General features: G+C 74.4%; 1 protein-coding gene. It reads left to right on the top strand.

Annotated elements, in window-relative coordinates:
* The coding region (locus tag CCN72_RS37225) for a 4Fe-4S dicluster domain-containing protein (protein ID WP_143664355.1) at positions 1-635 on the top strand (635 nt) is incomplete at its 5' end.
* Between the last annotated feature and the right edge of the window lie 49 nt (positions 636-684).

Raw genomic sequence — 684 nt, 5'->3', positions numbered from 1 at the left:
CAGCGCAGCTCGGTGCGGCCGCCGGGCAGATCTCCCCGCTCTCTCCCGACGGCCGCACCGAGCTGCGCTGGCTGATGTCCTCGGACGTGTGCAAGCACTGCACCCACGCGGCCTGTCTCGATGTGTGCCCCACCGGGGCGCTGTTCCGCACCGAGTTCGGAACGGTCGTGGTGCAGCCGGACATCTGCAACGGCTGCGGCTACTGCGTGCCCGCCTGCCCGTACGGCGTCATCGACCAGCGCGAGGACGACGGCCGGGTGTGGAAGTGCACGCTGTGCTACGACCGGCTGGGCGTCGGCATGGAGCCCGCCTGCGCCAAGGCGTGCCCGACGGACTCCATCCAGTTCGGGCCGCTGGACGAGCTGCGGGAGCGGGCGGCGGACCGGGTGGCCCGGCTGCACGCGGCCGGGGTTGCGGACGCCCGGCTGTACGGCGCGGACCCGGGGGACGGGGTCGGCGGCGACGGGGCGTTCTTCCTGCTGCTCGACGAGCCCGAGGTCTACGGTCTGCCCCCGGATCCGGTGGTCACCACCCGGGACCTGCCCGACATGTGGCGGCACGCGGCGCTGGCGGCGGTGACGCTGGTCGGGCTCGCGGTGGGCGGTTTCGCCGGTCGTTCGAGGAGGACGCGATGAGCGGATCGGATGCCGGGCGGGACAGTGCCGGGCGGGGCGGTGCCGGGGG

The organism is Streptomyces murinus (genome assembly GCF_002154555.1).
In the GTDB taxonomy this organism is placed as follows: Bacteria; Actinomycetota; Actinomycetes; order Streptomycetales; family Streptomycetaceae; genus Streptomyces; species Streptomyces murinus.
This window is presented reverse-complemented; position numbering and strand designations above follow the sequence as displayed.